Source organism: Polaromonas sp. P1_E1_2, assembly GCF_056406035.1.
Window position 1 is genome coordinate 1 of the sequence record NZ_JBFUAZ010000163.1, and the last position, 7,548, is coordinate 7,548.

Genomic DNA, 7,548 nt, shown 5'->3' on the forward strand with positions numbered 1-7,548 from the left:
CTGCAGAGGCTGTTGCCGCCGCGGGAAGAGGGGCCAGGGAAGTCAGGGGCGCGCTGCGTGGCGGGCGAACCGATGCGCCGGCAGGCGGCCGGACGGGATCGGCCCAATATGACTTGTCGGGCATGGTCGGGTTGGGGCAGGTCTCCGCCACTTCCAGTTGCCAGGAAATGCCGTGCAGCCATTGGGCCGCCCCGGGTTCAAAGCGCGTGATTTCTTCCATCAGGGCGTTCTGGAAGGCGAAAGCGTACTTCATCAGACGGTCGTCCCAATGCCGCACAACGAGGCGTACATACATGCCAGGGCCGCGGCTGCGGCTGGACACCAGCAGCATCTGGCAATCGATCCAGGGCAAGGGAATACCGTATTTACGCATGGCATCGCGCAGCAACACCTGCACCAGGTGGCGGCGCGTGGCGTTGTCCGAGCCGTCCTCGATGGTGAGCGGGTTGTCCCGGCTGGACGTGCCCGTGCGTTTGGGCGACGCTGCGGGGGTTGAACCGCCGAAAAGGCTGGCTAGCAGTTTTTTCATTTTTTGATCAAGCTCTACGCTGCCTCAGGCTAAAAGACCGCAAAACCGTTTAGTTTGGCGGAAATTGAAGGGTAAAACAGCCGTGTTACGGAATGTTTTTTATCGTCGTCCAGCTTGTCTGACAAGTCAAGGGAGTTCTGCACCCTGGCGCTCCGGCGTCGCTCGCTTTCCACATCCCGGGCGCCAAACTGTGGATTTCTGCCCGGAAAATGCGGTGTATGGCTTAAATCCGGCCGGCCTGCACGGGCCCCGAGCCAGACCCCACCCGGGCTGTGCTGGCAAGCCCGGATGCGCCAGCGCAAAGCGCCGTGCTGTGATAACTTCCACGCCAATTCAAGATTCTGGGGGAATGACGATATGACCAAGTTGCAGGCGCCTGCGGGCGCGCTACAGGACCGCCTGAAAGCGCTCACCCCGGCCCGGCTCAAGGGCATGCGCCGCGGTGTCGAGAAGGAAAGCCTGCGCGCCAAACCCGGCGGCGGCTTGGCCCTCACGCCGCATCCCGCGGCCCTGGGCTCGGCCCTCACGCATCCGGGCATCACCACGGACTTCAGCGAATCGCAGGTTGAGCTGGTCACCGGCGCCCACCCCAGCCCTGAAGCCACGCTTCAGGAACTGACGGAGCTGCACCAGTTCACCTACCGCACCATGAAAGATCTGGGCGACGAAATGCTCTGGGTGTCCAGCATGCCTTGCGGCCTGCCGACCGACGAAACCATTCCCATCGCCCGCTTCGGTTCGTCCAATGTCGGGCGCGCCAAGAGCGTTTACCGCATGGGCCTGTCGCACCGTTACGGCCGGCGCATGCAAACCATTTCGGGCATTCACTACAACTGGTCCCTGCCCGGGGTGAGCAGCAAGGAATACTTCGCGCTGATCCGCAACTTCCGCCGCCAGGCGTTTTTGCTGCTGTACCTGTTTGGCGCCTCGCCCGCGGTGTGTTCCACGTTTGTGGAAGGGCGCCAGCACGAGCTGCAAACCCTGAGCGACAGCACCATGTACATGCCTTACGGCACTTCGCTGCGCATGGGCCGCCTGGGCTACCAGAGCGACGCGCAGGCATCGCTTGCCGTGAGCTACAACAGCCTCGACGGCTACGGCGCTTCGCTGCAGGACGCGCTGACCCGGCCCTACCCGGCCTATGAGGCAGTGGGCATCCGCAACCCCGGCGGCGACTACAACCAGCTGGCCACCACGCTGCTGCAGATTGAAAACGAGTTCTACGGCACCATTCGCCCCAAGCGCGTGATCTTTCCCGGCGAACGGCCGCTGCATGCGCTGCGCGAGCGCGGCGTCGAATACATCGAAGTGCGGCTGATGGACCTGGACCCTTTCGAGTCCGTCGGCATCAATGCGCAGACCATGCGTTTCCTCGATGTGTTCCTGCTGCACTGCCTGCTCAGCGACAGCCCGAACGACACGCCCCAGGAAATCGCCGAGCTCAAGCATAACCAGCACCAGACGGCGGCGCGCGGGCGAGAGCCCGGCCTGAAACTCAAGCGAGGCGGCCATGAGATCACGCTGACGGCCTGGGGTGCGGAGGTGGTGGGCCAATGCGCGCCTATCGCGGCGGCGCTCGACGCCACGCATGGCGGCTCGCAATACAGCGACGCCCTGACATTGGCCAGCGCCGCTTTGCTGGACCCCTCCACCTTGCCTTCGGCCCGTGTGCTGGCCGCCATGGCCGACCGCCATGAGAACTCCTTCATCCGGTTCACACGCGCGCAGTCTGAAAAGACGCAAGGCATCCTGCAGGCGCAGCCGTTGTCGGCCGGCCAGCTGGCACACTTCGCCGCACTGACCGAGGCCTCCGTCCAGGAACAAAAGAAGATTGAAGCCGCGGACACCATGCCGTTTGAGCAGTACCGTCAGCAGTACGTTTCGGCTGAGCGCCTGGGCATGCCGGGGCGCGAATCTGAGCACACCCCTGTTGGGGCTCACTTCGTGTAGCCCCCTCTCCCCTTGAGAAATAGGTTCACCCCTATCGGCACTCACTTCGTGTAGTGCCTTTTCCCCTTGCAGGGGACGGCGCCTGCGGCTTGGCGAAGCCAGTTCCGCGGCCCCTGCTGGTGAACAGGGACACCCCTATCGAAACTCACGGGGTGCTATCAATTCAGTAGCTGGTGGCGCAAGTTGGTATTGGGCTAGAGCCCGATTTGGTATTTAAAAATCGCTTCTTCGGCGTCTTCACGCCAGTACGTCACGGCCGCGTACCAGCCTTCCCACACGCAGCCGTTGCAGCCGCGCCCGCAGCAGGTGGTGGGCTTTGGGGGAGGTGGCCGCAAGCGGATGCCCGCAGCAGCGGCGCGCTCCTGCAGGGTGCTGAAGATCGCCATGGCGGCGCTGTGGTCAGCAGGGCTTTCGGGCATGGGCCTGGTGTGGGTGCCGTGTCAGGGTTTGGCGGAAGCCGCCATGCGCCGGCGGGCGTACAGGCCGATGAATGCGCAGCCCAGTACCAGGGCAAACCAGCCCACCAGGGCCGATTTGGCGACGATGCCCTGCATGCCCGGTGAGGTGATGAAGTAGGGCGACACCACCACACCCAGGCCGATCAGCACACACAGGATGCCTTTGATCATCAGTTCGTTATTGGCCTTGAGGGCGGAAGCGGCCAGGCGGCGGGCCGGGATCACGGGTTTTTTGTCGGGGGCTGCGGGCAGGGGCATGAGGGGCTCGATAGGGGAGGTCGGAGATGGATGGGAAGGGCTTCGGGGCGGCTTGGAGCGGCCCCGATGAGCCTGGGCGCATTACGGCTGGTCGCAGCCGCTACATCTGTCTATGCCCCGATTGTCCTTCATTGGGCCGCAAGCAGGTGAGGCAGGCCCGGAATGTCCCCCGTACCGGCTTGGCGGCGGGGCCGCCCGCTGCGGCGACAATTGGGGAATTGAGCCGGGTCTTCCCGCCCCGGTTCCATCTGAACCCGAACACCCTAAGAAAGATCCCGATGGCCATCCAGTGGTTTCCCGGTCACATGCACCTGACCAAAAAAGCCATCAGTGAGCGCATCAAGGAAATTGATGTCGTCATTGAACTGCTTGATGCGCGCCTGCCCGGCTCCAGCGCCAACCCCATGCTGGCCGAGCTCACCAGCGCCAAACCGGCGCTCAAGGTGCTCAACAAGCGCGACCTGGCCGACGCCACCCGCACGCCGCTCTGGCTGGATCACTACAACAGCCTGCCCGCCACCCGCGCGATTGAGCTGGACGCCAGCGAGACCACGCCTGCGCGCCGCCTCATTGATGCCTGCCACGCGCTGGCGCCCACTCGCGGCACCATGGTCAAGCCGATGCGGGTGCTGATTTGCGGCATTCCCAACGTCGGCAAGTCCACCCTCATCAATACCCTCACCGGCAAGCGCGCCACCAAAACCGGTGACGAAGCGGGCATCACCAAGGTCGAGCAGCGCCTGGTGCTGGCCGACGGGTTTTATTTATGGGACACGCCCGGCATGCTCTGGCCGCGCATCATCGTGGCCAAAAGCGGCTATAACCTGGCCGCCAGCGGCGCCATTGGCCGCAATGCCTTTAACGAGGAAGAGGTCGCGCTCGAGTTGCTGGATTACCTGATCAAGCACTACCCGGCCTTGCTGGAGGCGCGCTACAAGGTCGAAGTCACGCCAGGCATTACCGACGAGCAACTGCTCGAAGAAATTGGCCGCAAGCGCGGCGCGGTGCTCTCCAAGGGCCGGGTCAACCTGCAAAAGGCCGCCGAGATCGTGATCTATGAATTCCGGGCGGGAACGCTGGGCCGTGTGACCCTGGAAACGCCTGACGAGTTTGCCGAATGGGCGGCCGCCGGCCGGCTGCTCGACGCCGAGCGCCAGGTGAAAAAAGACAAGATCGAAACCAACCGGTTGATCAAGTTCAAGAAGATTCCGCGGCCGGATAAATCCGGCAGGTCCGGATTCGAAGAATCCTGAGACCGGCCACCGCGCGCGGGATCAGTTGGGGCCTGTTTTGCAGGTCCGTATGCCAAGCAGCGTATACGCCGGGCACCAGCCCAACAACCCTGTCAGCAGGGGCACGAGTCCCAGCAGCGCCCACCAGCGCCAGGCGGGGTCCACCACAAAATACAGGCTGAGGATGACGAGTCCCGCCACGATGCGCACCGCACGGTCGGCGGTGCCTGCGTTTTTGTTCATGATGAGCTCCTTTGGTAAAGTGGTTTCTAGTGCAGTACCAGCACCGGTTTTTTGCTGTGGGACAGCACCTTCTGGGTTTCACTGCCCAGGAGAAAGCCGGTGATTCCCTTGCGGCCGTGCGAGGCCATCACGATGAGGTCGCAAGCTTTGCCGTCTGCCATCCGGACGATGGTTTCGTAGGGGTGGTCGCCTGCGACGCAAACGGTTTCGCAAGGCACGCCCGCCTTGTCGGCGGCGTCTTTCAGCGCAGACAGGAATGYCTCTGCCTGCGCCTGGCATTCCCTCATGAATTGGTCCCGTGTGTCTTCCAGCATCTGGACCCGATAGGTCAGCAGGTGAAACTCCTGCATCACATGCAAACCCGTGATCCTGGCCTGGGCTTCCCTGGCGAAAGTCACTGCCTGTGCAATTGCCCGATCCGAAGCGGGCGAGCCGTCGGTCGGTAGAAGAATATGTTTGAACATGGCAAATCTCCTTGTCATCCTGGGCGGCTCATCGCCGGTGCGGCAAACCTTGAGCAGGGCGGTTCCACTTTAGGTCGCTGCCGCCAAACGGCTTTGATGCAGGTCAAGTCATCGCCTCAATCGGGGAGGGGACGGGGCGGATTGCCTGCCACGGTTCGTGATGTGACGCCGCGCGGTGCGGCGATGTCGGTTTCAAAATCCACCGAATGCAGGAGAAGTTACGGGCAGCCTCAGTGTCACTCAGCGACAGGAAACAATAGAGTCTGTCGGATGAGGGGAGTTAGTGACCCCAGAACGCATCTTCCTGCTCAGGATCGCTTGAGAACAGCCTGGCTTCGACGATCCTGCCTTCTTCGATGCGCAGCAAGTCGATGCCATGCTGAGATAGCCGCAAGCCGTCGCGCTGTCCCTCGAACTCAAGCTCCACGGTGACCCATGCGCCATTCCCCATGAAGCGATGCGCGCGGGTGATCGCAAATGTTCCCTTGGACACTTCCATCATCTTGCCGATCATCGTTCCAACGGCTTGCACGCTCCTGTGCGTGCCGGAGAAGCGATTGCGCCCGGGCTGGTGCCACACGATGTCCGGTGCCAGGAGGACGCCTAGCGCGGCTTGATCGCCGGATTGAACGGCTTGAATGTACTTTTGTGCAATTTCGATTGGAGTAGTCATCTGTTTCTCTGCTGGTTGAAATAAGTGATGGCCCTGCATTGGTTCAGGTGTCATCAGGTAAAACTGTACGTTGCGCTCGCCTTGGCGTCACGGTGGAAAGCTGTCTAAAAATGGTAATAATCGGACATGAATGGAAATATTGACGGGGCGAATGACACACTGGAGCGGATCGGCTACGCGCCGCCGGCCAGCTACGCGTTCGATATCGAGGTGGTTGCGATGCGGGAGCTGCGTGCCCGCGCTCCGGCGGAAGAGCTGCGCAGGCCGCACCGCATCGAATTCCATGAACTGATCTTCGTCAGGCGCGGCGAATGCACGCATGTGGTGGACTTCGAGCCCGTCCGCTGCTCGCCCGGCTCTGTGCTGGTTTTGCATCCGTCACAGGTCGAGCAGTTCGATGTGACAACACCCTGGGACGGCTGGCTCGTTCTATTTCGCCCTGAACAGCTTTTTGCATCGCAGGACAAGATGGGGAAGCTCGGCCTGGTTCAGGCTGTGGCTGAGTTGCCYGTGCAGCTCACTTTTGATGACGCCGAGGCCCGGTTGCTGCAGCAAACCATGGCACAGATGCACCTGGACGGGGGCTTGCAAGCCGGCCAGCCAGAGGTTCAGGCCCTGTTGCTGCACCAGCTTTGCACCGTGCTCCTGCGGCTGGTTCTGGCGCACCAGCAACAACGCAGCGATGGCACCGTCCGGCCTTCGGAGCTGGATCGTTTTCGGAGGTTTCGGCTCCTCCTGGATCAATCGTTTGCGAAGTGGCATACCTTGGCGCAATATGCCGATGCCATCGGCTGCACAACGCGAACGTTGACTCGCGTCACCCTGAATGTTGCGGGGGTTAGCGCGAAAGCGTTTGTGGCGAACAGGATTTCGCTGGAGGCCAAGCGGCTACTTGCACACACCGGGATGCCCATCGCCGGGATAGGCTACGAGCTGGGTTTCGACGACTCCAGCAACTTTACCAAGTTCTTCAAACGGGAGGTTGGATGTACCCCGGTGGAGTTTCGTGCAGGTTACCGCTAGGGAAGGTCTGCACAAGTCCACCGACCACGCTTGTCGTCGAAGCTGGCTTGCTTGGCAGGCGGATGATGCGCCAAGTGCACGCCGTTTGATCTTCGTCAAGGCCGGCGGCGGTGCCTGGAGGCATTCTGGGCGCTATTGGCAATTCGCCGATAACCTTGGAGACCGCCATTCACAAACATGCCAGCGTGCAGATCATCCTCGATGAGCACGCCTCCCTTTCCGCCATGCTGCGATCCATGCAGCTGATGGTGGCGCGCGGCCCGGGCGACCGTGCGCAGCAATTCTTCGACGTCTTTCGGGCCATGCTGTTTTATATCGACGAGTTCCCCGAGCGCCTGCATCACCCCAAGGAGTCAGACCTGCTGTTTCCGCGTGTGGTGCGCTCCGCGCCATCGGTCATGGCTACGGTGCAGCAGCTGGAGCGCGACCACATGAGCGGCGAGAAGGCTGTGCGTGAACTGCAGCACCTGTTGCTGGCCTGGGAGCTGCTGGGCGAGCAGCGAAAGCCCGAGTTCGAGGCGCAGTGCAAACGTTACGTCGAGTTTTACCTGGAGCACATGCGGCTGGAAGAAACGATCATCCTGCCCGAGGCTGAAAAAGTGCTCACCGAGGCCGACTGGAAAGAGCTGGACGCCGCCTTCCAGCAAAACCGCGACCCGCTTGCCGGCAAGCACGCGGCCGACCCGGTGTATGACCGGCTTTTCACACGCATCGTGAT

General features: G+C 62.1%; 10 protein-coding genes. 4 read left to right on the forward strand and 6 right to left on the reverse strand.

The genetic code is table 11. The features are described from left to right. On the reverse strand, window positions 1-529 hold a 529-nt coding region (locus tag AC1D1P_RS09915), incomplete at its 3' end, for a hypothetical protein (protein ID WP_477672847.1). Window positions 530-886: 357 nt separating this feature from the next. On the opposite strand from AC1D1P_RS09915, the gene gshA reads away from it, so the two are divergent. Further along, window positions 887-2,479: a glutamate--cysteine ligase gene (gene gshA / locus AC1D1P_RS09920; RefSeq protein WP_477671507.1), complete on the forward strand. Its 1,593-nt coding sequence runs from the start codon at window positions 887-889 to the stop codon at window positions 2,477-2,479. Window positions 2,480-2,673: 194 nt separating this feature from the next. Here the strand turns inward: gshA and AC1D1P_RS09925 are convergent, their stop codons facing one another. After that, complete coding sequence (locus AC1D1P_RS09925; RefSeq protein WP_477672848.1) at window positions 2,674-2,898, reverse strand: oxidoreductase-like domain-containing protein; 225 nt, start codon at window positions 2,896-2,898, stop codon at window positions 2,674-2,676. Between the two features lie 21 nt (window positions 2,899-2,919). Next, on the reverse strand, window positions 2,920-3,195 hold the full coding sequence (locus AC1D1P_RS09930) for a hypothetical protein (protein WP_477671509.1): 276 nt from the start codon (window positions 3,193-3,195) through the stop codon (window positions 2,920-2,922). 278 nt (window positions 3,196-3,473) lie between these two features. Between AC1D1P_RS09930 and ylqF the strand changes: the two genes are divergently transcribed. Next, the gene (gene ylqF, locus AC1D1P_RS09935; RefSeq protein WP_477672849.1) at window positions 3,474-4,448 is read left to right on the forward strand and encodes a ribosome biogenesis GTPase YlqF; all 975 of its coding nucleotides are present in this window, start codon (window positions 3,474-3,476) and stop codon (window positions 4,446-4,448) included. A gap of 21 nt (window positions 4,449-4,469) precedes the next feature. Here ylqF and AC1D1P_RS09940 read toward each other — a convergent pair whose 3' ends face one another. The 3 genes from AC1D1P_RS09940 to AC1D1P_RS09950 all read right to left on the reverse strand — a co-directional run bounded on the left by AC1D1P_RS09940 (window position 4,470) and on the right by AC1D1P_RS09950 (window position 5,807). After that, on the reverse strand, window positions 4,470-4,670 hold the full coding sequence (locus tag AC1D1P_RS09940; RefSeq protein WP_477672850.1) for a YgaP family membrane protein: 201 nt from the start codon (window positions 4,668-4,670) through the stop codon (window positions 4,470-4,472). Between the two features lie 26 nt (window positions 4,671-4,696). Continuing rightward, window positions 4,697-5,134, reverse strand: a complete 438-nt coding sequence (locus AC1D1P_RS09945; protein WP_477672851.1) for a universal stress protein — start codon at window positions 5,132-5,134, stop codon at window positions 4,697-4,699. A 280-nt stretch (window positions 5,135-5,414) separates the two neighbouring features. Next, the gene (locus tag AC1D1P_RS09950) at window positions 5,415-5,807 is read right to left on the reverse strand and encodes a nuclear transport factor 2 family protein (RefSeq protein ID WP_477672852.1); all 393 of its coding nucleotides are present in this window, start codon (window positions 5,805-5,807) and stop codon (window positions 5,415-5,417) included. Between the two features lie 126 nt (window positions 5,808-5,933). Between AC1D1P_RS09950 and AC1D1P_RS09955 the strand changes: the two genes are divergently transcribed. Together AC1D1P_RS09955 and AC1D1P_RS09960 are read left to right on the forward strand one after the other, a co-directional pair. Then, complete coding sequence (locus AC1D1P_RS09955; protein ID WP_477672853.1) at window positions 5,934-6,830, forward strand: helix-turn-helix domain-containing protein; 897 nt, start codon at window positions 5,934-5,936, stop codon at window positions 6,828-6,830. Window positions 6,831-7,054: 224 nt separating this feature from the next. Further along, the coding region (locus tag AC1D1P_RS09960) for a hemerythrin domain-containing protein (protein ID WP_477672854.1) at window positions 7,055-7,548 on the forward strand (494 nt) is incomplete at its 3' end.